This window comes from Chryseolinea sp. T2 (genome assembly GCF_037203685.1).
GTDB lineage: Bacteria > Bacteroidota > Bacteroidia > Cytophagales > Cyclobacteriaceae > Chryseolinea.
Genome location: NZ_JBBCAU010000009.1, coordinates 64,429 through 86,467 on the forward strand (window position 1 = coordinate 64,429; position 22,039 = coordinate 86,467).

Sequence of the window (22,039 nt, forward strand, 5' to 3'; positions counted from 1 at the left end):
AAACTCTCATTGCTGTGCTTGACCAATTGCAATGAGAGTTAGTATTCGAAGTTTGTGCTCACAAGTGAGACAACCGGACTACATCAGCAGTACGAGCGCCAGTGCCGCGAAGTTTCCTTTCTGAAAAGTCACTCCATCGGTATAACCATTGTTGCCTTCGCCTTCCTGCCAGCAATAGTGCGCGCTGAGCTTGCACGATTTCTTGTTGAGGTACCAGTTCACGCCCGCATCATACTGATGATCGTTTCCTGAAAACTGTGCGCCGTCATCACCGTGAAATGCCATGACCATGAACATAGGCTCAAGGAAATACTTTTTGCCAACAACAATGTTATAGCCTGCACGAATGTGACCGGTCTGGGAATTAAAGTTGCCCGATTCTGTATGACGCTCCAGGATGCTCCACTCACCATCGAGATTCAATCCATTATAATTCAATAACACATCAAAGCCAATGGCGGTATTTGATTTGAAGATGTCGGTGTGGCCCTGCTGAGTCGCATAGCCACCGAATGTTACGCCCCTGCGCTTGCTGTAGTAATTGTTGGCGTCATAGTTAATGGCATACGTCTTCGATTCGGGATCACCAAAAGTAACGGTCAGACGCTCCGCAGTTAGTGGACTCCAGTAGTACCCGGAAGTTTCAGGGCCCGCGTCAGTTGCAGTACTGGTGTTGTTGAAAATACCGACGTTGTATCCAAGCGTTACTGTTCCGCTGCGCTTCATACCGCCGAGGTTCAAACCCACTGCGCGTCCATAACTCTTTCCATCGATGTGCTGTCGGATGTAAGTCTGTGATGGAGACTTGTCCAGTGAATTCACAAGCAAGTCGCCGGTAATACACTCGCGGCTTATCTGTGGCTGGAAATAACCAGTAGTGGCATAAAGCAATTCGTTTTGCGTAAGCTGCCAGCTCACGAACGCATCCAGTATGCCTAACGTGCCGGTATTTGTACTGCCACGCACAGCGCTGAACTTGTCTTTACCCAGATTGTCGTATTGTACCGTGAGGGTATAACTAAGCTTTTTATACGGCTTTCCCTTAAATCCAAAACGCGCACGACGAATAAGAAATCCAAGGCGGTCCTCCACAGGTTCAAGCGGACCACTGGTAACCTTTCTCGTTTTCTCTCCCATAGAGTACGTTCCCCATAGCTGCAATTGCGCAGTAGGCTGAACGAACTTGAATAAGCTGTCGGGTTTCATCCAATAGCTTTCCTGAGCATGTGCATTTAACGCAAGCAGCAGACAGCCGAACACAATGATTTTGATTCTTGCGGTCATACCCTAAGCAGTTTGAGGTTCGTGCCCGTTGATATTGACCTTATGTCCGTTCATGTGACCGGAAGGGACGTCCCTGGAATTGAGCAGTGGCCAGTTCATTTTCGCGGCCTGTCGATTGTATAGATCGATCGCCATGCCTTCGTTGGTAATATGGTAACGGGCACCAATGTATTTAGTGATGTTACCGTTTGCATCCTGTACCGGCATAATGGTTGCGTCAACCCAGTAGTGTGTGCCGTCTTTTGCCCTGTTCTTTATGATGCCTTTGAAGACACGACCTGCCTTGATAGTGTCCCAGAAGAACTTAAAAAGTTCTTTCGGCATATCCGGATGACGGAAGATGCTGTGAGGTTTTCCAAGCAGCTCTTCACGGCTATACTTGGATACTTCACATAACTTGTCATTTACGAGTTTTATGGTCCCGAAAGGATCGGCTTCAGACAAGATTGTTGTTAGCCCAAAGACACGCTCGCGAACCGATATCTCCTCATGAAGTTCTCTTGACTCCGTCATCTGTCGCGCCATCTGCTCCTGAGTCGCCGACAGTTCTTCCATGTTCTGACGCATCTCTTCTTCCTGCGACTTCATCTCTTCCTGCATCTGCTGACTTTGCTGAAGCAATGTCTTTGTGTGTTCATTGGTCTGCACGGTAGCAATAGTGCTGGCAATGCTTTCAGCGACCTTTTCAATGAATGCTATCTCGTGAGTATCAAACGTCTTGAAAGATGCAAGTTCGAGAACCCCAAACACGGCCTGGTCTGTGAGCAGAGGCACAAGGATTATCGTGCGTGGCAATGAATGACCGAGACCAGAGGTGATCTGCACGTAGTCTTCAGGAACTTCGCGGAGGTGGATAGTTTGACGTTCCATCACGCACTGGCCTGCGAGCCCTTCACCAAAGCTGATCTTTCGTTTGATATATTTCCTCTTGTTGTAGGCGTATGCTGCGAAAAGTTCGAGTTCCTGCGCGTTGCCATCAGAGACGATGAACAATGCACCCTGGTTCACTTTAAGATATTTGACAAGCTCCTTTAGTACTTCGTCAGTAAGGACTTTTGTGTCGTTGTTATTTCTTCTAAGAACATCGCCCATCTTGGCAAGTCCTTCATTTGCCCAGTCACGAAGGCTTTTCTCGCGTTCAGCCTTTCTCAGACTGTCTCTCATGACGATCAACTCGGTACCAAGAACATCATCCTTGCTTAGGGGCTCGAACTTCTGGTCCAGGTCTCCCTTTCCGATCTCGCGCGCAAACGAAGTATAAGTTTTTAATCCATCAACAAGTTGATTTAAAGAGGTGGCCATGTCACCAACTTCATCTGTCCTTTTCGTTTGCATCTGTTCCACCTGCTGTCCAAGCGCAAGTTGCTTAAGCTTGTCTTTGATGTTAACAAGTGCATCCGACAGCTGCTTGCTGAAATAGAATGCGGCAATCAGGCCTGCGGTGAGAACGAGAAGGGCCAGCGTAATGAAAAATATTATAATGCTCGTGACGTGCGCCTTCAATGCATCCTCTTTTGCAAGGATAGCAGCCTCGATCTGATCCGTATAAAAACCGGTGGATATAACCCAGCCAAGTGGCTTGTATAATCTCGAATACGATATCTTATTAAATACTTCCTGCGTGCCGGGTTTGCGCATCACATATTCTACATAGGCTTCGCCGTTTGCATTGGCCAGCTCTACCCGCACCTGATAAATATTTCTGCTGTTGTGCCGTTCTACATTATACTTCGCATCATCCAGTACGGAACCGTTGAGCTCCGGCTTTTCGGCGTGCATCAGCATGGTGGGGTAGGGAAGTTTGTTGTCTGTTACCCAGAAGTAACCTTCGCCTTTGTCGAACCTCACTCTGGATAGTTCGTCAAGGGTTACTTTCATGGCATCAGTGGTCAGCGACGCTGAGTCCCTTACCGTTTGATGACTTACTTCCACAATACCATAAGCGATGTCTGTGATGTGTTTCAGATAGAGCTTCAGTTTATTTAGCTCGTCTGTACGAAATTGTTCGATATCAGCTCTCGCCTTCGTCTGAATGCGATAAATTGATACAAAACCTACAAGGGCTGGCGGCACGATCAGTGCCAGGGTGATCATGAGGGTGATCTGTTGCTTGAGATTGAGATTGAGTTTCTTTTTCATAGTCTGCACGGGGCTCCAACAGATCTAAGATAGACTGGTAGCCTGGCAAAGTGAGAACCGTTTAAAGTGCTAAGGCGATATTCTCGACGGGTGGCAGTAAGTAAACGGGTCCGACTGATTTGTTGCGCTGAATGGACCCAACATGAGGCTACAATGCCCTCAATGCGCTATACTATAATAAGTGTGTAGAGGCAGAACACTATATTATCTTACCAACCAGCCTTTGGAAAGTAGCTTGCGAAGATAGCGGTAGACTAATCGCAAAACGAAGCAGAAATCGTTTGTGCATTCACCATATTTTGTAATGCAGCGGCCGGAACTCGCTATTTGCCTGATGCGTCTACCGTATGTAAGATTTTGGAAAGATGAGCGAATTGCAATCGATTCGGGACTGATCAGCATTTTTTAAACACTGACATTTGTCAATGCTACCGTATAGAATTCGCACTGGTGGTGTAACTGTTCTCGCTATAAAACAAAAACCGGGTCAACAGTCGTGACCCGGTCCGTAAACTTTATCTGATGATGATTCGTGCTTACTCTATTTCTGCAGCACCATCACTCCGTTCATCATGACAGGACTCGATTCTTTTCCTTCTACACTGTAGACTTTTTGTACTCCCTCTACCACTTCAATCTTATCTACAACGGTGAAGTATTCATACCGGCCACTTTGCTGATCAAAACAAAGTACCTGTTCATCTGTGTTAATGAGACCCATCGCCTTGTCACCAGCATCTGTTCTCATTGGATGATTGGGCGTCGCCTTTAATGTGCGTGCTGACAATCGAACGTTCACGCCGTATGCTGCGGAAATTTCAGTGGCACGAATTAGCGTGAGTTTTGTTAATGCATAGTTCTTTGCTTCGTGTTCGATAACCTTGTCAACAGTAACCGTGAAAATGTGATTGTTCGAGGGATCCGCAGTCATAATCTTGTCACCTGAATTCAACATCGACAAAAGCTTCGTACTGCCATCACTGAGCGTGACTTCCTGATCGCCGGGGAAGCAGATGTCATTACCGTACGTCGCTGATTCTTTCGCCAGGTCCTTACCCTGGTTGAGACTCTTGTAAACCTGGTATCCCATCTCCTTCGAAAGAACATAACTCAGCTTGAGGACAAAGTTCTTTTCAATTTTGTCAATCGCATGGATGTCCTCAAAGTACTTCTCCCACACCTTGGCATCGGCGGTAAAGTTTGGAAGCAGCGCTTTGTAGAGCGTGTTCTTTTCATTTGTATAGAAGATGAGAATGCCAAGTTGCTGCATTCCATCTTTTGCAATGAAGTTGTAGAGGTCAATGCGTTTCTTCAGCCCATCGTCACCGGTGATGAAGTAGGGCTTTCGCAATTCATATCGATCGAGGATATACGTGTTCTCAAACTTTGCGTAAGTGTCCTCGTCAAGGTTCTTAATCGTGAACGTTTTTGCCTTTTCATACTCTTCCATTTTCAGTGGGCGTGGATTGGGTACATCCTGTGCGCAGACTGCAATCGAAAAGAAAAGGGCGACTAATGGCAACGCAAAGTATTTTCTCAAAGAGCTAATCATTGTTTAAGGTTAATGAATGAATGATGACACACTGCAAATCAATGCACTCCAATAAAGCATGCTCGTGCCTAGGAGATTTGTTTAAAGGCCTGCGCAAAGCTTTCCATTTCTTCCATGGTGCCTATGCTTACGCGACACCATTCTTTGCCGGCAAATTTCCACGGACGCACACCTACACTGCGCTTCATCATCTCTTCTGTAAATCTCTCGGCATCCATGTTTACCGGGAACATTACGAAGTTAGTGGTGGAGGGTATGTAGCTGTAGCCTTCCTTCTTGAGAACGCTGTACAAATATTCCTTTGATGCAAGGGTCTTCTTAAGCGCATCCGCCAGGAAGTCAGTCTCCTGGTAGGCAGCGAGCGCAGCCGCACCGGATGTTGCGGAAATACATGCGAACCCGGCTGTGAAAGGCTCAATTGACTTCATAAAAGATTCCTGGCCTATAACATAACCTACGCGAAGGCCGGCAAATCCATATAACTTTGAAAATGTTCTTGCCACGACAACATTCTGACCCTTCTTAACGCAATCAACCAAAGTCATGCCTTTGGGATCCGCGGTATAGTCGATATAGGCTTCATCTATGAACACAAGGACCTTTTTGGAAACACGTTCACAAAAAGCCTTGAGCTTTGCGGTGTCGACCTGCGTTCCTGTCGGATTGTTGGGATTGCATACATACACCATCACAGTCTTATCGTTGATGCGCTTTTCCATTTCATCGAGGTCAAGCTTGTGCTCACTGGTTAGCGGTACCTTCACCCAGTCAATGGTCTTTAGCGCAGTCGCTTTTTCAGGAAGATCTTCGTACGTCGGATCACCGGTGATAATATTACCACCCTGCTTTGCGAAGTAGAGCGCCGTTCCATGTAAAAGGGGAGAAGAACCTGCTCCGAGCATCACCTGTTCAGGTTTTACACCTTCATGTGTTGCTATCTTTCCCTGCAGTTCGAACAGTGCAGTAAATGGATACTGGTAGGACTTTCCAAGTGCTTCGACGATTGCCTTTTTTGCCTTTTCTGACGGGCCAAAAGGATTCTCGTTCGCAAACAATCTTGTCTTTGGATTCGGGAACTCGCGAAGAAGTACTTCCTCGCGGATAGTCGAGGAAAAAGAAGGGCTTGCACTGATCCCGGCAGTCGCGCGATTAAATACGCCAGGAATAAGCGATGCTCCGCCGGCCAGCATTGCGCTGGTTCTGATCCAATGGCGTCTGTTCATGTGGTGGTTCATATTAAGTGATAGGGTTGATTATTTTTTTTGAGTCGGGTACTCCAGGTTTGCACCTGTTGCGCGGGCGTGCACCGAAGTTACAGCTTTACGCGCAGATTCAAATGCGCCTGCCATCCAGGCGTTCAGGTAGGTGGTATGCTCCCCGGCGAAATAAACATTTTCGTCAGGCTTGTCGAATGCCTTGTATACACTGTTGCGCGTCTCACTCGTGTATACGGCCCATCCTCCCAGACTGTAAGGCGTAAGATGCCAGCTTACGGAAAAGGAACTTTCAAACTCTTTGGCATACTGCGAATGAATCAATGCACCTTTTTCGAGTGCAAGCTTCTCACGGTCTTTTATACTCAGTGCACCGGTACGCATAGCCTTATCGTTAAAATTGTAGTAACCGATCAGCACGCCCTTGCGGGACAAATAGTCGTTCGAGGGATAAAAGATCTGCGTAATCTCATTGTTGGTATGCGTTATGCCGCCGTAAATGTTTTCATCCTCTTCCCAAAACCGCCGCTTGAACTGGAGACCTATCTTTCCCGTTGCGATGTATGTTGCAAAGTCTATAGCCCTACTGACGTTAGACGAAAAATTATGATCGATGTTGCTCAATACGGGCAGCGGAGTCGTACAAATGCAGTAGTCACCCGTAACCGATTTGGTTCCGGCCTTTGTTTTGTAGACTACTTCTACACCTGTTGCGGTATTCTTTATTGAAGAAACTTCCGCACCAAAGATGGGCTTTGTCGTGAGCTTTTGATCAATGGCCTTTGCAATGTTGTCCATACCACCTTTCGCTTGCAACATGGTCATCTGCAACTCGTAGGTGTATTCAGGGACGTGGTAAAAGTCGGGGTCCAGTAAAGCGGAATGGATGATGTCCTGAAAGGAATGAGCATCGCCTACTTTGCCGGGACGGTCGCCAGCACCAGGTGCTTCAACATATCCGCGACGGGCAGATACCTTATATAGCTTGTCAATGTCCAGTCCTCCTTCAGCACGAAGGAACTCCACAACCTTTTCGGTGTCCTCCTTGCTCATCCCCGTATCCAGCTTACTCTGATCAATGGCCTTCGCCAGCAATTCAGTGGTATATCCACGCACATCGTTGTGAATTTCACGGGCCCGGATCTTTCGATTGGAAAGCGGACCATTTCCTTCCGCGTAGAAATAGGTGCTCTCGTTAATATTGTTGTACACCTCGAGCGGAACATTGAGTTCACGACAATAGTGCAGGGTGAGCTCGTGGTGATGGGGGATACGTGAAGGACCTGCGTTGAAGTAGAGGCCATCATCAAACGTCGCCGTTTGTTGGGGATTCTTAAGTTCGGTATTGGTTGAGTTTTTACGAACACTCCAGCATCGTCCGCCCACCCGGTCACGTGCTTCCAGCAATGTGTAAGTGTATCCAAGCTTCGCTAGTTCATATGCAGAAGCAAGACCGGAAAGACCGGCTCCGATAATGACGACATGTTTAGACTTAGCTGCTCGCGTGAGTTCGAAGGCATGGGCCGGCGCCGCAGGAATCATACCCAATGAGAGCATCGCCGGATAAGCGATTGCTGACTTTTGAAGAAAGCTTCGCCTCGTTATAGAGTCCAAGAGTAGAGGTTTAGGTTAGTAAACACTTTAATATAGTTGCTTTGTCGAAGGATGAAAAGATAAAACGGTCGTAACCGTGAAGTAAATTTACGGTAACGTTTGTAAAACAGCGTGTACCAGATCTGAGGTTAAACGCGTTTATTGAGCTTAAGGTTAAAAGGTATTAACTTACCCCTATGAAGATGATTACCGGATACTTTCGAACCATCGTGTTGATGTCCTGTCTTAGCCTGATGGCTGCAACCTGTAGCAAAGACTCGGAGGAGGAGGCATGCACGGAACATGAAGTGGAGGATTGCATGTGCACAATGGAGTATAAACCAGTTTGTGGTTGCAACATGAAGACCTATGGCAACGCCTGTGATGCTTCCTGCCATGGAATTGATGACTACAAGGACGGTGCCTGCCCCGAGAACTCAGACGAGAGCTGATCTCCGCCCTAAACTTTTACATTTTCCATTCAGAGTTTTACATTTTGCGGTTAACCTCCTGCGCTTGACGCCTTATGCCTAACCGTTACAGCATAAAAAAAGAGGCTGCCATCTCAGCAGCCTCTTCAAAACTTATACGCAATTTGATGCCTACTCCAGCGCCTTTACCCCGGGTAGTTCTTTCCCTTCAAAGTATTCAAGCAGCGCACCGCCGCCTGTTGATACATAACTAACCTTGTCGCTGAATCCCAACTGGGCCACAGCCGCAGCAGAGTCACCACCGCCGATAAGTGAGAAGCCGCCGTTCTCGGTCGCCTTCACTACCGCCTGGGCTATGGCGCGCGTGCCTGCAGCAAACTTGTCCATTTCGAATACACCCATAGGTCCATTCCACAGAATGGTCTTTGATGACTCTACAGTTTTGCTGAACACCGCTATCGCCTGCGGACCAATATCAAGTCCCATCCACCCGTCTTTGATGGCATGGTTGTTAGCTACTTCCGAATTTGCGTCTGCAGCAAACTTGTCTGCTATTACAGAGTCAAGAGGAAGGAGAAACTCCACACCCTTCGCCTTGGCTTTCTGAATCAATTCTTTCGCCAGGTCCAGTTTGTCTTCTTCAACGAGTGACTTACCAACGTTACCTCCAAGTGCTTTGAAAAAAGTATAGGCCATGCCACCACCAATGATGAGGTTGTCGACTTTGTCGAGTAGGTTCTCGATGATGAGGATCTTATCACTGATCTTGGCTCCGCCCATGATAGCCGTGAAAGGCTTTGCAGCGCGCTTCATCACATTGTCGGCATTCTTCAGTTCGGCTGCCATTACATATCCGGCACATTTTTCTTTGAAGAACTGTGCAACGATGGTGGTAGACGCATGCGCGCGGTGAGCTGTTCCGAAGGCGTCGTTAACATAGACATCGCCATGCTTGGAAAGCTTTTCAGCAAAACCAACGTCACCTTTCTCTTCCTGCTTGTAAAAACGAAGATTCTCAAGGAGGAGAACTTCGCCCGGTTTCAAAGCAGCACTCAGTTTATAGCTTTCTTCCCCAATGCAATCACTGGCAAACTTCACTTTCACACCAAGGAGTTCTTCCGTTTTGCCAATCGTATGCTTAAGGGAATATTTTTCTTCTGGTCCTTCTTTGGGACGGCCAAGATGCGACATCAGCACGCAGCTTCCGCCGTCGGCCAGAATCTTCTTCAGTGTCGGTATCGTTGCGCGGATACGATTGTCGTCCGTCACTTTAAAGCTTTTGTCCAGAGGCACGTTAAAGTCGACCCTGATGAGGGCGCGTTTGCCGCTGAACTTGATGTCGTCAATTGTCTTCATTGTTTGGGTTTCGTTATTTGATCGGTGAAAGTTAGGAAACTAAGCGACGATTCCCCTGGCGAAAGCTGTTTTTTCGCGGTGCATCAGTCGCCGAAGCAGATGTTTAATCCCTTCGCAGCCTTCACGAGATACGAGTCCTTATTTACGCCGTTGTACTCCTGAGTAGCTTCATCCAGCGTTACTGATGTTACTTCATTATTTTTGAATGCGACCATTCGGCCAAATTCATTTTTAGCAGCCATCTCGAACGCTTTTACCCCGAACAAAGTGGCGAGTACGCGGTCAAAAGCGATAGGGCTTCCTCCCCGTTGTACGTGCCCGAGAACCGTTTCACGAATATCGGCAGGGCACCCCGCAGCTTTCAGTTGTCTCGATAATTCGTAAGCGACACCACCCAGTCTCACATGTTCCGAACCTTTGTCGCCGGCAGCAGACGTAAGGCTTGAGGCTAACGCATGTGCGCCTTCGGCAATAACAATGTTTGCAAATCCTTTACCCTGATTATAACGTTCTGCTATACGCTTCGTCACGATGTTGATGTCATAAGGTATTTCGGGAATAAGACAGATCTCTGCTCCCCCTGCTATAGCGGTATGAAGTGCAATCCACCCGGCATCGCGGCCCATAACCTCCATGATCATTACGCGATGATGACTCTCAGCAGTGGTAACGAGTTTGTCGAAACTGTCCGTTGCAATCTGCACGGCGGTTTGAAAACCAAACGTCATATCCGTCGCGCATAAATCATTGTCAATCGTTTTGGGTACTCCTATGATGTTTACTCCTTTCTCGTACAATACTTTTGATATCCTTTGAGAACCATCGCCACCAATATTGATCACGGCGTCGAACTCCAGCTCCTTCAATCTTCTTACGAGTTCGTCCGAACGGTCTTCAAAACGTGTTGTTCCATCTTCCTGGCGAACAGGAAACTTGATAGGATTGTCTTTGTTGGTAGTCTTGAGTATGGTGCCACCTCTCACGTGTATGCCTGCGGCTACGCTGTTGGTAATTTCCACGATGTTCTGCGGCTCCTTAAGTACACCATTGAATGCTTCCACGCTTCCGTATACCACCCAATCCTTTTCGACGCGCGCACGCTTGGCAACGCCTCTTATTACAGCATTGAGGCCGGGGCAATCGCCACCGCCAGTTAAAATGAGTAGTTTCTTTGGCATATCTTCCGGGTTATCTGATTAAGCGCTTGTGATACTTATTTATCGCACTACTTTCAAAGATATAATAAGTTCAACAAATGTTTGATCCTACTGCAGTCCGGTAAACGCTATTACTCATTCATGAGAGAGGCAACCACACTCATCACAGCAGCTGTGGTATGCGTCCATATCTCCTTGTATGTGGCGTTCACCTGCATGGGCATGTATGGCTCATCATCGTTCTCATAGGTCTCGATGCCAACGGGTACCGCACCAACAACATCTCCGGCATAGGCTCCGTACAAGGGTGGATAATCATAGCCATCACCATAAATGGTGCTCATAGCAAATGGATTGAAGCCAACAATGTACTCTAATTGGCGTGTCGCCAGTTGTCTTAGCTGTGGTCGCTTTAGCTCATCAGCCAGGAGAAATGCTGCTTTCGCTTTAGAGAGATGAATCGCGTGAAATCCTCTGAATTGATAGGCAACAGGGAAACGGCGCAGATAAAATTTATCAGCGAGCTTTATACCGTTTTTCACCTGAGCATTGTATTCTTCCATTGAAGGCATTCCAACGCGGTCGCCTTCATGATAGATGCCGGCGAACTCCGCGTTGTTCAGTTCATATACGGCAGCCGGAATAATGCCGTAAGGTTTAATCTCTGAACTTAGTGCAGTGAGGTAATCAGCATATGCCTCGCATGAGTTTTTCCATTTGGATGCATCGGCATGACCAGGAGCTTCTCTCAGTAACATCGTTAATCCCTGGATGAGAAGATGCTCATTGCTTTGATGGAAGTATTCGAGTATTCTCTTATGACTGCGCGATTCGTAAAAGAACCCGCGCAAGGGAATAGACCAGTCAGTTCTCTTTTCTGTTTGCTGACAATCCATTACGACGCGTGCATACCCTGCCGCATAGTCGAGGTATTGTTTGTCGCGCGTAAGCCGGTAAAGATGCATAGCAGAAACTGTAGCAAGAGCGTATGACTCAGCTTCATTTCTCTCGGTTACTGTAGTGCCTAGCATTTCACTGGCAAATCTGAAATCCTCGATAGCGGCGTTCCTGCACCAATACGAAAATACCGGGTCAGTCTTGGCAAAATGGGGTGCACCCGCAGCGCAGTACGCCGCTGAAAAGAAGTTATCGGATGGCCTGTTGGTCGCCTTACCTTCCATGTCGTCTTTGGTACCTGTGATGTTGTCTGACCAGATGCCAATGATCAATCCTCCGGTGCGATAACCATCGCCAAATCTGGTTTCCAAAACCCAGTTAAGTCCCCATCGTGCTTCTGCCAGAAGGCGATCGCGAAACTGGGGTTGGGAACTGGCAACCACATCCGCCAATTCGAGCATGGCAAGTCCGCCACGCGCAGTGTTGCCCAGCCCTTGCGTTAGGTCGGCGGCATCGTGCCAACCTCCACTGATGTTTACTCGTCGTCCGTCAGGATGTACAAGGGTAACATCTTTGTGACACTCCTGATGTATACCGGGCTGGTCGTATCCGCATCGCTCAGAATAGAAGAAGTTCAGTGTGTGCCAGGCAGTGGCAAGAAATGCATCATTACCAACAGCAAAGGGTTTTGTCTTTCTGCCATCGATGCTTAATGTATAATAACCTGGTGTCTTGAGATTGCTGAAGTCGACTTGAACAAAGCCGTTATCAAGCGTTGTTCCTTTACCCTTGAATACAGATTTTTTTGTCGATGCGTTGAACAGTTCGAAGTCATTGGACTTTACGTTCTGAACGAGCGCCTGCTTGCTGGCTTCTGTCCGATAACCGCTGTGACTGTATGCGATGGCATCCTTCCGCAGATTAAAGCCACGCGTATTCTCTGCCTCTACAGTCTCTATGCGCATATCGTCTACATAAAGTTTCATTCGCTGAGATGCCCCCTTGGGTGAACCTGTAAGCATGATGTTCACGGAGAAACCGGTGACGGAGTCGCGATACAGATCAGGCATCTCCCAAATGATTTGCTGCCAACGGTTAGGATATACGGTCACGAAATGTTGCCCCTCAAATCTGCCGGGCACAGGCATGATATGTTTGCCCTGATTGTATAAAGTACAACCCACAAATACGTTGTAAAATCCAGGAGCATCTGCATATACCCATACTGAGAACCGATTGTACTCATTTAGATTTTCGCCTTTAACCGGCCTGATCACTTCAGCGCTCGCATAGCTCCGGTTCGTTGGATTCTTCGTCCCCAGAGATGTAGGCGTTTCAATTACCACACTGCCCCTGCCCGAATGAGTGCGCTTCATGTCGACAGAAAGCTTTCCCGGACCAGTGAGCTTTAGGGAATTGAAGTCGGAAGCCAGCGGAAGTTCGCGCGTTTTTGTTACGGGTTTGTTTAGCCAGCGACTCATACCACCAAGAGTGGAGTCCTCTTTCATGATATGCGCAAGTTGTGCGCTTTCCTTTAACTGCTTTTGTAACAGGTCCTGTGCGTGTGTGCTCGCTGAATAGTACACGAGGGCAGCGAGTATTACTAATGTGCGGATGATTCGGCCACTTAGCCAATTTTTCAGAGAGGAGTGCGTAAACATATATGCTTTATTTCAGGCCGGCAATTACGCAGTTAAATGGACTCCCACAACAAGTATTACGTGCGTAGCATTGGCAGTCCTGATATTACGTTTGCATCTGCAGTTGGTACGATGTCTCGGATATTCACGTCCGGAGTGGATCAACTTCGTTCTAATGAGCAGAGGCGGCTCGTGTAAGACGATCGTTTATGGCGCGACCAATGCCCTCGTTGGGAACGAGCTCGGCAAACACTATATCAACCGGAAGTTCGTCGACTTTGCGTAGCGCAGAAAACAGATTCCGCGCCGCCTCGTGAAGTGAACCTTTCGGCGACAACACTATCTGATTTGGAATCTTATAGTCAGTCTTAAAACTAATAACAGCAACCTTGTTGCTTACTTCCTTTAGCAATATTGAGATGTCACCAAGAATCACACGTTTACCTGGAGCGTAGTGACTCTTGAGTTGCCCCGGTGCTCTTGGATTGGAGGTCGAATGTGCCCGGGTCTTCAGGGGGCCAACCACATCAATAATTGACTCCAGCGGCAAACCTCCAAAACGATAGATCACTGGATGGCTTTCCTCGAAACCAACAATGGTGGATTCAATTCCTATCTCGCACGAGCCGCCATCCAATATATAAGCGATGCGATCTCCCAACTGCTGGTCTACATGCTGGGCAGTCGTTGGACTAACATAACCAAAGGGATTCGCGCTCGGAGCTGCCAGAGGGAAATCCAAAGTCTGCAGCAGGCTGCGTGTGAGCGCATGATCAGGACAACGAATACCTATGGTGTCAAGGCCTGCACTGGTGAGATCCGGCACAATGTCTCTCTTCGGTAGCACCAGCGTAAGAGGGCCGGGCCAGAATTTTTCAGCAAGTTGCTTTGCCTCATTTGGAACCTCCGATGCATAGAGAGACACGGCATCAAACGACGGTACGTGGATGATAAGCGGATCGAAATGCGGCCGGTTCTTGGCCTCAAATATCTTAGCAACGGCGTCGCTATTGAGAGCATTCGCCGCCAGTCCATAAACCGTTTCAGTTGGAATGGCTACCAACTCACCCGCCCTAAGCAGTGAGGCAGCTTTTTTTATATCGTTGCCTGTTTCAGCCACGGCGCGAAGGTATAGGCAATTGGTGATATCGCCATTTTCATCCGCTAAGAAAATCGCTAGATTGTGCGCTGTTTTGAAAAATAGCCTATGAATAACAAGGTGCGCTCTATCATCCGTGCCGTAGCAATCGTGCTCGTATTACTGTGCGTGGTCATGCAATTGCATTGGGTGATTATCCCGGCCGTTACACCAGGCTATCGATTCTGGACCATTGCCGTTGCCTTCGGTATGATACTAATCACCTCAAAGTAGCCTCACCATCTTTTGCGCCATGCGCATCATCGATGTATTTCCATTGGTGACGCGCTCAAGGTCTTCCAGCTTTACCCAGCTGAGGGCATGTGACTCTGCTGTCACAATTAACGGGAGCTGCTTGCTCGCACGAAAGAGGTACCGGATGTCATAGTGATAGTGCTCAGGCATATCCCCGCGCTGAGGAATGACGTGGATGTCGAGATCGAAAATGCGATCAACTGCCAGGACAATTTCCGCAAGTCCCGTCTCTTCTTCCGCCTCCCTGGAGGCCACACGGATCACATTCTCATCTCCATCGGCATGGCCCCCGGGCTGAAGCCACTTGTCAAGCTTTGCATGATGGGTGAGCAGGACCTCAGTTCCCGCCTCGTTGCTTATCCAGGCCGAGCCAGTGATATGGCCGGGAAGGTGTGTCCTCTGAAACGCGTCGCGGTGCCTGAGCAAACTTACAAAGCGATCAACAAACTGTTGCTCAGCGTGATCGAAGCCGGAATATGACTTAAGTTCCTGTATCAGTTGATTGCGATCCGCCATTGTTTGTCTGTTCACGCTCTGAAAAACACGTTAATTGAACTTCCGCAATAATACCATTTTGTGTTATTCGGTCAACAACATAAATTGACCAACAAAAAACAAACACTCATGCGCGCCGTTGCCTTTTTCCTTTTCATTTCTTTGATCTCTCATCCTTCAGCCTTTGCGCAAAAATGGGTGAACCTTTTCAATGGCAAGGACCTTTCCGGATGGCACCAACTCAATGGTAAGGCCAAATACGAAGTGGTAAAGGGTGAAATTGTTGGCACCACCGTATTCAAAGAGCCGAATTCGTTTATGGTTACCGATAAGGACTATGGCGACTTCATTCTGGAGCTCGAATTTAAACTGGATGCTGCCATGAATTCGGGTATCCAGTTCCGAAGTGAAAGCAAATCGGATTATCGCGACGGACGGGTGCATGGATATCAGATGGAAATAGATCCCAGCGCCCGTGCGTGGACCGGTGGAATCTACGACGAAGCTCGTCGCGACTGGTTATATACGCTTGAATACAACGCGGGTGCCAAGACAGCATACAAACAAGGCGACTGGAACAAAGCGCGAATAGAATGCATCGGACCTGTTATGCGCGTTTGGATCAATGGAATCCCCACAGCCAATCTTGTAGATGGCCTCACCCCCAAGGGATTTATCGCCCTTCAGGTGCATGCGATCGACAAACCGGAAGCTGCTGGCCAGACCATTCGCTGGAGAAATATCCGGATCCTGACAGAGGGAATCAAGGCATCTCCACCGGATGATATCTTCGTGGTAAATCTGCAGCCAAACTCTTTGTCGGACCAGGAGAAAAAGAACAACTGGAGCTTGTTGTGGGATGGACAGACCACCAGGGGCTGGCGGGGTGCTTATAAAGACCAGTTCCCCTCGAAGGGATGGAACATTAAGGATGGCACACTGGTCGTTCAAAAATCTCAGGGCGCCGAATCAGAAAACGGAGGCGACATTGTTACCGAGGCCGAATATGGTGCTTTCGATCTGCAGTTTGAGTTTAGGCTCACAGAAGGTGCAAACAGTGGCCTCAAATACTTTGTGACGGAATCGGAGGAAAATAAGGGTTCGGCTATAGGTCTTGAATATCAGGTACTGGATGATGAGAAACATCCGGATGCAAAGATGGGCGTTGTGGGAAACAGGACACTGGGTTCACTTTATGATCTTATACCCTCCTTGAAGATCAAGCGGGGACAGCATGCCATTGGAGAATGGAACTCAGGCCGGATAATCGTCTATCCTGACAATCGCGTGGAGCACTGGCTCAATGGATACAAGGTTGTAGAATATCAGCGCGGATCGCCGACGTATAGTGCCCTCGTTGCACGAAGCAAGTATGCAAAGTGGGAGAACTTCGGCATGGCAAAGAAGGGACACATCCTTCTTCAGGATCACGGCGACGAAGTCGCATTCAGGAGTATCAAGATCAAATCGCTGGAATAGCTCATCAGCGAACCATCGACGGCTGGCACATTTCAAATTATTGCGTCAACTTATCAACCAGTATAAATCGGTATGACAAATCTTTTTGACTTGAGCGGACGAACGGCCGTAATAACCGGAGGTACGGGCGTTCTTGGAAGTGCCATGGCACTCGGGCTCGCCCGCGTCGGAGCAAACATCGTTGTAATAGGCCGGAAGCAGGCCGCGGGTGAGACAGTCGTCAAGAGTATTGAAGCAATAGGAGGGAAAGCACGTTTTGTTTCCGCCGATGTTCTGGATGCAGAACAGCTTACAAAAGCGCGCAAGGAAATTCTGGACGCCTTTGGTAAAATCGACATACTGATCAACGCAGCGGGTGGGAACATGCCCGGAGCGATCATCACTCCGGACCAGAAGTTCTTCGATCTTAACATCGACGAATTCGATCGTGTCGTTGATCTGAACCTTAAAGGCACTGTGTTGCCAACCAAAATATTGACACAGGACATGGCAAGTCGTGGTAAGGGTGTAATCATCAATATTGCTTCCATGGCTTCTATCAAACCCATCACTCGTGTCGTGGGTTATTCAGCGGCAAAGGCTGCAGTCGATAATTTTACCAAGTGGCTTGCTGTCGAGATGGCAAGAAAATACGGTGAGGGTATTCGCGTCAATGCCATTGCCCCCGGCTTCTTTATCACCGAACAAAACCGTGCATTGCTAACTAACACCGATGGCTCGTATACGGCTCGTGGAGAGCAGGCCATCAGACAAACACCGTTCGCACGATTCGGTGTAGCCGATGAACTTATTGGAACTCTTGTCTGGCTTTGTGCTGATGCTTCAACGTTTGTAACCGGTGTTACGATTCCGGTGGATGGTGGCTTCAGCGCATTCTTCGGAGTCTGATAAGTGAGATCTGGAACGTCGTTTTAGCATCAGGCTGGAATTGTCATCAGAATCTTATAGAAAGTTTTCAACATACCAGGAGCTAACATACTAGGAATGCAACAATCGGGAACGACAAACTTGAGAGGGCTTGAACAAACCTGGAGATGGTTTGGTCCGGGCGATCCTGTAAGTCTTCGCGATATCCGACAAGCCGGCGCCACAGGCATCGTAACTTCGCTGCATCAGGTCCCAAACGGAGAGGTATGGTCTATACACGATATACTGGCCAGAAAATCAGTGATCGAATATGCAGGGCTGGTTTGGTCTGTAGTTGAAAGTATTCCCGTACACTGGTCGATAAAATGTCATGCCTCCGGATACAAAAAGTATATCGACAATTACAAGCTGAGCATTCGCAATCTGGCTGCCTGTAACATCCGGACAGTCTGCTATAACTTCATGCCGGTACTCGATTGGACGCGCACCAACCTGCGGAGTGTAATGCCTGATTCTTCACTGGCATTGCGGTTCGATGCCATCGACCTTGCGGCATTCGACGTATTTATTTTGAAGAGACCAGGAGCAGCATCCAGCTACACCGTAGAGAGTGTTGCAAAGGCTGAGGCGCGCTTTAAAGCAATGACCGATGACGGAAAGAAGCAACTTCAAAGCAACATTCTCGCTGGTTTGCCGGGCTCAGAAGAGGGCTATGATCTGAAGTTATTTCAGCAGGCACTCGACGCTTATAATGAGGTTGATGATGCCGCTCTCAGGCGACATCTTTGTGAATTCATTTCGGAGATCGCGCCTGTTGCTCAGGAAGTAGGTGTGAATTTGTCTATTCACCCCGACGATCCTCCGTTTCCATTGTTTGGTTTGCCCAGGGTTGTAAGCACTGAGAGCGACGCCAGGCAGCTGCTGGCCGCGTGCAACGTACCGGCTAATGGAATTTGCTTTTGCACAGGTTCATACGGGGTCCGTCCGGATAATGACCTTCCCGGAATGGTAGAACGTCTCGGCGATCGCATTCACTTTGTCCACCTGCGTAACACGACCCGCGAGCCGGACGGAAGCTTTTATGAGGCCAACCACCTTGAAGGAGATTCAGACATGTACAAAGTCATGAAAGCATTGGTAGTGCTGCAGCAAAAGAGAAATAAGCTAATACCTTTTCGTCCTGATCACGGACACGTGATGCTGGATGATCTGAATAAGAAAACCAACCCAGGTTATTCGGCTATAGGAAGACTTCGCGGATTAGCGGAACTTCGGGGGCTTGAACTTGGTATAAGAACAATGCTTTCCAGATAAATTACACCCGGGAAAAAGTTATGAAAACGGAAAAGGCCTTCTTCATCGGTGACAACTTCCTGCTGCGCTCTAATCAGGCAGTTCGATTCTACCATGAACATGCGGCTCGCATGCCCATCATCGATTATCACAATCACCTTTCACCAAAGGATATTGCGGAGGATCGAAAATTCAAAAATATTACCGAGGCCTGGCTCGAGGGCGACCATTACAAATGGAGAGCCATGCGCTCCAATGGTGTACCTGAACGCTATTGTACGGGAGATGCAACGCCGGAGGAAAAGTTCATGAAGTGGGCTGAGACCGTTCCGTTCACAATGCGAAATCCATTGTATCACTGGACGCACCTTGAGCTAAGGAACTATTTCGGTGTTAATGAACTGCTCGACAAAAGTTCCGCGCAAAGAATATATGAACACTGTTCCAATCAGCTCAATCAGGACAGTCATTCAGTGCGGTCGTTACTGAAGATGCAGAAGGTTGAGGTGCTATGCACTACCGACGATCCAACAGATACACTGGAATACCATAAAACATTTGCTGCGCAAAATGCAGGTTTCAAAATGTTCCCAACGTTTCGCCCCGACAAATCGTTTGCTGCCCACGATCCAATCGTCTATCGGGAGTATCTTCAGAAACTGTCTGCCGCTGCCGGTGTAACCATCAACAACTTCGATGATCTGTTGTCGGCACTTAGAAAGAGGATAGACTTCTTTGAATCATTAGGTTGCCGCGCGTCAGACCACGGCCTGGAATCATTGTTCTTTCATCCGGATGGAGAAAAGAATGCGCCGGCATTATTCATAAGATTGCTGGCCGGCGATTCTCTTGACGCCGTTGAGACGATCATGTTCAAAAGCGCAGTGCTTACTAATCTTTGCAAGATGTATCACAGCCGTGGATGGGTACAGCAATTCCACCTCGGTGCCCAAAGGAATAACAGCTCACGGATGATGCGCGAGCTTGGACCAGATACAGGCTTCGATTCCATAGGCGAATATCCGCAGGGGTTGTTCATGGCGAAGTTCTTTGATAACCTGGATAGCACGAACCAGTTGGCGAGAACAATAATTTATAATCTCAATCCCGCCGACAACGAATTGTTTGCCACTATGACGGGTAACTTCAATGATGGTTCTGTTCCTGGTAAAATGCAGTTCGGTTCCGGCTGGTGGTTCCTCGACCAGAAGGATGGAATGGAAAAACAGATGAACGCACTTTCTAATATGGGCCTCATTTCGCGTTTCGTCGGCATGGTGACCGACTCAAGAAGCTTCCTTTCTTTTCCGCGTCACGAATACTTCAGGCGTATCCTTTGCAACCTCTTTGGCACCGACGTCGAAAACGGCGAGCTTCCGGACAGCGATAATATCCCGAAGATTATTGAGCGCATCTGTTATCAAAATGCGAGGGAATACTTTGAGTTTAGATAGGGGGAAAATTGATAATTGATAATTGACAATTGATAATTTTGGAGCCCCCTTGGCGGGGGCTTTTGTTTTGTGAGTTAATATCTCAGTAAGGGAGAACAATTACGTTACGCATTTGGAACAACCCTGCCGATCGATATGCCCTTCCCAATAAATTTGTTGGCCAGGGAAAACACACCCGTAGGAAGATACTGCATCCCATCAATTTCATTCACAGACCCAAATAAAAAAGCCCCCGCCAAGGGGGCTCCAAAATTATCAATTGTCAATTATCAATTATCAATTTGCATTCAAGACTCGCCTTGCCCTTTCCTTCAGATCATCGATATCAATAATGGGCACCTCCGTCTCTTTCGCTTCCTCGTCCCATCTGCGCATGAGAATGCTCTCTTCAAAAATATCAGCGTTCTCAAATTGATTCGCTTCTTCAGCCGTCATCTTGCCACCCTGAAACTCCAGTGTCTTGCGACTTGCCTCGCTCAGGGCTTCATAGTACTCCGGGTACTTGAATGTGAGATAACGCTTGGCCTGCACGTGACTTTCAATCAGGCGTGCCACGCGCTCAGGAAAGCCCTTCTCACGAATGTAATCGGCACCGATTTTCTCATGGCTCTTCACACCATAGCCGCCCATGCTGTTCTCAGCCTTCTGCATAACGCAGATGTGTCCGATATCGTGGAAGAATGCAGCAAGTACAATCTCGTCGTCGCTGCCACGTGTGATGGCAAGCTGCGCCGACTGTGACATGTGTTCGAGTTGAGACACGGGCTCGCCGATGTAGTCGGCATCTCCGAACCGGTCGTAAAGACTGAACACTTCATTGATGACTGATTCGATATGGGTTGAACGTTTGTCCATGAGGTTTCTTAACAAGGGTTGACCAGAGTGACAACCTCCCGGAGAGATGGCCGTCGAATAATTGCCAATGTACGCAGCATTACATTACTTCTGCGTGAAGAATGTTGCGGAGTCCGTAAACAAAGTTTCACAGTGCGCCATTGCGATTTACGATCCGATCGTCCAATTTGGGCAAAAAGTGATTTATGAACGTGAAACTCGTGGTTTTCGATCTGGCCGGTACAACTGTAAAAGACGACCGGAATGTGCACAAGGTCCTGCAGAAAGCTTTGGCGAAGCATGGCGTCACCGTATCGCTGGAGGACTGCAATGACGTAATGGGCCTGCCGAAGCCTATCGCCATCCGCGACTTGCTCGAACGTCGCTATGAGGGCTCGCGTCCGGTTACTGCTGCCTGGATCAACGAGATTCACAAACGTTTTGTCGAAGAGATGATTCTGTTCTACAAGACGGATCCGTCGGTAGGAGAGAAGGAGGGAGTGTCGGACACGTTCAGAAAACTAAAGGCGCACAACATGAAGGTTGTCGTCGACACTGGTTTCGACCGGCAAATCACGGATCCGCTTCTGGAACGTCTTGGATGGAAGAGTGAGGCGCTTATCGACGGAAGCGTCACCAGCGATGAAGTAGAAAGAGGACGACCTTATCCCGATCTCATATTCCGCGCGATGGAGCTCACCAATGTTAACGATGCGAGTCAGGTTGTGAAAGTTGGAGATACCATTTCCGACGTGCATGAAGGTCAGGCAGCAGGATGTGGCATGGTTGTGGGCGTCACAACCGGCGCGTTCTCGCGTGAAGTATTAAGTGAAGCCAAACCAACTCATCTCATAGAACAACTTCCACAATTGCTCGATATACTCGAGATCTAGTTCGTGTAATATTTAACATAGCTTTTACTTTACTGGGATATTAACTAAGTGTTAAATTCGTGTTACCA

General features: G+C 48.1%; 18 protein-coding genes. 7 read left to right on the forward strand and 11 right to left on the reverse strand.

Annotation, left to right across the window (positions count from 1 at the left end; all coding sequences use genetic code 11):
* Positions 1 to 78: 78 nt before the first annotated feature.
* From WBG78_RS25175 to WBG78_RS25195, 5 genes are all read right to left on the reverse strand, one after another.
* The gene (locus WBG78_RS25175) at positions 79 to 1,284 is read right to left on the reverse strand and encodes a porin (protein WP_337329280.1); all 1,206 of its coding nucleotides are present in this window, start codon (positions 1,282 to 1,284) and stop codon (positions 79 to 81) included.
* Between the two features lie 3 nt (positions 1,285 to 1,287).
* A complete protein-coding gene (locus WBG78_RS25180; protein WP_337329281.1) occupies positions 1,288 to 3,423 on the reverse strand; it encodes a cache domain-containing protein in 2,136 nt (711 codons plus the stop codon).
* A 541-nt stretch (positions 3,424 to 3,964) separates the two neighbouring features.
* The gene (locus WBG78_RS25185; protein ID WP_337329282.1) at positions 3,965 to 4,975 is read right to left on the reverse strand and encodes a Hint domain-containing protein; all 1,011 of its coding nucleotides are present in this window, start codon (positions 4,973 to 4,975) and stop codon (positions 3,965 to 3,967) included.
* Positions 4,976 to 5,043: 68 nt separating this feature from the next.
* On the reverse strand, positions 5,044 to 6,198 hold the full coding sequence (locus WBG78_RS25190) for a pyridoxal phosphate-dependent aminotransferase (RefSeq protein ID WP_337329283.1): 1,155 nt from the start codon (positions 6,196 to 6,198) through the stop codon (positions 5,044 to 5,046).
* A 30-nt stretch (positions 6,199 to 6,228) separates the two neighbouring features.
* Complete coding sequence (locus WBG78_RS25195) at positions 6,229 to 7,803, reverse strand: flavin monoamine oxidase family protein (protein ID WP_337329284.1); 1,575 nt, start codon at positions 7,801 to 7,803, stop codon at positions 6,229 to 6,231.
* A gap of 176 nt (positions 7,804 to 7,979) precedes the next feature.
* Here WBG78_RS25195 and WBG78_RS25200 point away from each other — a divergent pair, with 176 nt between their 5' ends.
* Positions 7,980 to 8,234, forward strand: coding sequence for a hypothetical protein (locus WBG78_RS25200; RefSeq protein WP_337329285.1), 255 nt, complete (start codon positions 7,980 to 7,982; stop codon positions 8,232 to 8,234).
* 150 nt (positions 8,235 to 8,384) lie between these two features.
* Here WBG78_RS25200 and WBG78_RS25205 read toward each other — a convergent pair whose 3' ends face one another.
* The 4 genes from WBG78_RS25205 to WBG78_RS25220 all read right to left on the reverse strand — a co-directional run bounded on the left by WBG78_RS25205 (position 8,385) and on the right by WBG78_RS25220 (position 14,383).
* Positions 8,385 to 9,569 carry a phosphoglycerate kinase gene (locus tag WBG78_RS25205; RefSeq protein ID WP_337329286.1) on the reverse strand — a complete coding sequence of 395 codons (1,185 nt, stop codon included), beginning with the start codon at positions 9,567 to 9,569 and terminating at the stop codon, positions 8,385 to 8,387.
* 83 nt (positions 9,570 to 9,652) lie between these two features.
* Complete coding sequence (locus WBG78_RS25210; RefSeq protein ID WP_337329287.1) at positions 9,653 to 10,747, reverse strand: 6-phosphofructokinase; 1,095 nt, start codon at positions 10,745 to 10,747, stop codon at positions 9,653 to 9,655.
* 110 nt (positions 10,748 to 10,857) lie between these two features.
* Complete coding sequence (locus WBG78_RS25215) at positions 10,858 to 13,284, reverse strand: glycoside hydrolase family 9 protein (protein WP_337329288.1); 2,427 nt, start codon at positions 13,282 to 13,284, stop codon at positions 10,858 to 10,860.
* Between the two features lie 151 nt (positions 13,285 to 13,435).
* Positions 13,436 to 14,383, reverse strand: coding sequence for an L-threonylcarbamoyladenylate synthase (locus WBG78_RS25220; RefSeq protein ID WP_337329289.1), 948 nt, complete (start codon positions 14,381 to 14,383; stop codon positions 13,436 to 13,438).
* Positions 14,384 to 14,470: 87 nt separating this feature from the next.
* Between WBG78_RS25220 and WBG78_RS25225 the strand changes: the two genes are divergently transcribed.
* A complete protein-coding gene (locus WBG78_RS25225) occupies positions 14,471 to 14,635 on the forward strand; it encodes a hypothetical protein (protein WP_337329290.1) in 165 nt (54 codons plus the stop codon).
* Here WBG78_RS25225 and WBG78_RS25230 read toward each other — a convergent pair.
* Positions 14,627 to 15,187, reverse strand: coding sequence for an NUDIX hydrolase (locus WBG78_RS25230; RefSeq protein ID WP_337329291.1), 561 nt, complete (start codon positions 15,185 to 15,187; stop codon positions 14,627 to 14,629). The genes WBG78_RS25225 and WBG78_RS25230 overlap by 9 nt on opposite strands.
* A gap of 93 nt (positions 15,188 to 15,280) precedes the next feature.
* Between WBG78_RS25230 and WBG78_RS25235 the strand changes: the two genes are divergently transcribed.
* From WBG78_RS25235 to uxaC, 4 genes are all read left to right on the forward strand, one after another.
* Positions 15,281 to 16,630 carry a 3-keto-disaccharide hydrolase gene (locus tag WBG78_RS25235; protein WP_337329292.1) on the forward strand — a complete coding sequence of 450 codons (1,350 nt, stop codon included), beginning with the start codon at positions 15,281 to 15,283 and terminating at the stop codon, positions 16,628 to 16,630.
* A 72-nt stretch (positions 16,631 to 16,702) separates the two neighbouring features.
* Complete coding sequence (locus tag WBG78_RS25240) at positions 16,703 to 17,518, forward strand: SDR family oxidoreductase (protein WP_337329293.1); 816 nt, start codon at positions 16,703 to 16,705, stop codon at positions 17,516 to 17,518.
* Positions 17,519 to 17,614: 96 nt separating this feature from the next.
* Positions 17,615 to 18,811 carry a mannonate dehydratase gene (uxuA, locus tag WBG78_RS25245; protein WP_337329294.1) on the forward strand — a complete coding sequence of 399 codons (1,197 nt, stop codon included), beginning with the start codon at positions 17,615 to 17,617 and terminating at the stop codon, positions 18,809 to 18,811.
* A 20-nt stretch (positions 18,812 to 18,831) separates the two neighbouring features.
* Entirely contained in the window at positions 18,832 to 20,244 is a 1,413-nt protein-coding gene (uxaC, locus tag WBG78_RS25250; protein WP_337329295.1) for a glucuronate isomerase, read from the forward strand.
* 276 nt (positions 20,245 to 20,520) lie between these two features.
* On the opposite strand, the gene WBG78_RS25255 is transcribed toward uxaC, so the two are convergent.
* The gene (locus WBG78_RS25255; RefSeq protein ID WP_337329296.1) at positions 20,521 to 21,099 is read right to left on the reverse strand and encodes an HD domain-containing protein; all 579 of its coding nucleotides are present in this window, start codon (positions 21,097 to 21,099) and stop codon (positions 20,521 to 20,523) included.
* Between the two features lie 185 nt (positions 21,100 to 21,284).
* Here WBG78_RS25255 and WBG78_RS25260 point away from each other — a divergent pair, with 185 nt between their 5' ends.
* The gene (locus WBG78_RS25260; RefSeq protein ID WP_337329297.1) at positions 21,285 to 21,971 is read left to right on the forward strand and encodes an HAD hydrolase-like protein; all 687 of its coding nucleotides are present in this window, start codon (positions 21,285 to 21,287) and stop codon (positions 21,969 to 21,971) included.
* The last annotated feature ends 68 nt before the right edge of the window (positions 21,972 to 22,039 follow it).

Coding starts and splice junctions, on each gene's coding strand:
- WBG78_RS25175 (WP_337329280.1), bottom strand. CDS start 1,284: ATGACCGCAAGAATCAAAATCATTGTGTTCGGCTGTCTGCTGCTTGCG.
- WBG78_RS25180 (WP_337329281.1), bottom strand. CDS start 3,423: ATGAAAAAGAAACTCAATCTCAATCTCAAGCAACAGATCACCCTCATG.
- WBG78_RS25185 (WP_337329282.1), bottom strand. CDS start 4,975: ATGATTAGCTCTTTGAGAAAATACTTTGCGTTGCCATTAGTCGCCCTT.
- WBG78_RS25190 (WP_337329283.1), bottom strand. CDS start 6,198: ATGAACAGACGCCATTGGATCAGAACCAGCGCAATGCTGGCCGGCGGA.
- WBG78_RS25200 (WP_337329285.1), top strand. CDS start 7,980: ATGAAGATGATTACCGGATACTTTCGAACCATCGTGTTGATGTCCTGT.
- WBG78_RS25205 (WP_337329286.1), bottom strand. CDS start 9,569: ATGAAGACAATTGACGACATCAAGTTCAGCGGCAAACGCGCCCTCATC.
- WBG78_RS25210 (WP_337329287.1), bottom strand. CDS start 10,747: ATGCCAAAGAAACTACTCATTTTAACTGGCGGTGGCGATTGCCCCGGC.
- WBG78_RS25215 (WP_337329288.1), bottom strand. CDS start 13,284: ATGTTTACGCACTCCTCTCTGAAAAATTGGCTAAGTGGCCGAATCATC.
- WBG78_RS25225 (WP_337329290.1), top strand. CDS start 14,471: ATGAATAACAAGGTGCGCTCTATCATCCGTGCCGTAGCAATCGTGCTC.
- WBG78_RS25235 (WP_337329292.1), top strand. CDS start 15,281: ATGCGCGCCGTTGCCTTTTTCCTTTTCATTTCTTTGATCTCTCATCCT.
- WBG78_RS25240 (WP_337329293.1), top strand. CDS start 16,703: ATGACAAATCTTTTTGACTTGAGCGGACGAACGGCCGTAATAACCGGA.
- uxuA (WP_337329294.1), top strand. CDS start 17,615: ATGCAACAATCGGGAACGACAAACTTGAGAGGGCTTGAACAAACCTGG.
- uxaC (WP_337329295.1), top strand. CDS start 18,832: ATGAAAACGGAAAAGGCCTTCTTCATCGGTGACAACTTCCTGCTGCGC.
- WBG78_RS25255 (WP_337329296.1), bottom strand. CDS start 21,099: ATGGACAAACGTTCAACCCATATCGAATCAGTCATCAATGAAGTGTTC.
- WBG78_RS25260 (WP_337329297.1), top strand. CDS start 21,285: ATGAACGTGAAACTCGTGGTTTTCGATCTGGCCGGTACAACTGTAAAA.